At 73.8% G+C, this 947-nt stretch carries 1 pseudogene; it reads right to left on the bottom strand.

Annotation, left to right across the window (positions count from 1 at the left end):
- Positions 1–947, bottom strand: a pseudogene (locus AC1DXV_RS35015) (hypothetical protein); the annotation flags it as partial.

Raw genomic sequence — 947 nt, 5'->3', positions numbered from 1 at the left:
CGCCAGCGGCGCGCGCAGCGGCAGCGCCTGCAGCACCGGCACCGCCTCGCGCGGCGTGCGCCGGCGCAGCTGGTCGCCGAGCAGCCCCTGGCCGCCGCGCAGCAGCACGCGGCACAGCGTCATCAGCAGGCGGCGTTCATCGTCGGGCAGGCGGTCGCCGCGCAGCACGTAGATGCGGCCGCCGGCCGCCGGCGCGTCGGGGCCGGCACCGGCCTGCCGCACCATGTTCTCGATCGCGTGCTGCATGTCGTCGGAGTACGAGGTCGCGCGGTCGTTCAGCACCACGATGTCGACCTCGAACGAGCGGGCCTTCCAGAAGTGGTGGCCGCGCACCATCTGCTGCACCAGCGGCAGGTCGTCGTTCGAATCGATGGTGACCAGCAGGATCGGCCGGTCGCCCGAGATGCCGTAGCGCCACAGCGCGCGCTGCGACAGCTGGTTGCCGCGCATGAACTCGGTGCCGGGGCGGAACGTGGTGTCCGAGAACATCAGGTACGACGACAGCGCCTGGAAGTGCGTCGCCTCCTCGCTGCCGATGCCCAGCTGGTGCAGCTTGGCCTGCGCATACACCCACGAGCGCGAGATCTCGCGCTGCAGCGCGCTGAACGAGCCGAGGCGCTGCCAGGTGCGGCTCGCGCTCTCGCGGTCGGTGCCGAAGGCCAGCACGAAGGCCACCCGCGCCGACTGGCCGGGCTTCAGCTCGATCGTCTGGCGCAGGCACAGCACCGGGTCGAGCACCGCGCCGGTCGTCATCGCGAGGCCGCCCTGCTCGGTCATCGCGAGCGGTTCGCGCTTGCCGCGGCCGCGCCCGATCACCGTGCGGCGGTCGGTGTCGTACGACAGCGGCCCGGCCTGCGTGCCCTCGACCACGGCGCCGAGGATCGCCGTGGGCGCCGCCTCGTGCGAGGCGCGCGGGCGCCGCGTGGCCAGCAGCGCACCGCGCGCCG

It is taken from the genome of Rhizobacter sp. P3_C12, assembly GCF_056402735.1.
The sequence above is the reverse complement of the archived record's forward strand: the minus strand, read 5'-3'. Positions and strand labels throughout refer to the sequence as shown.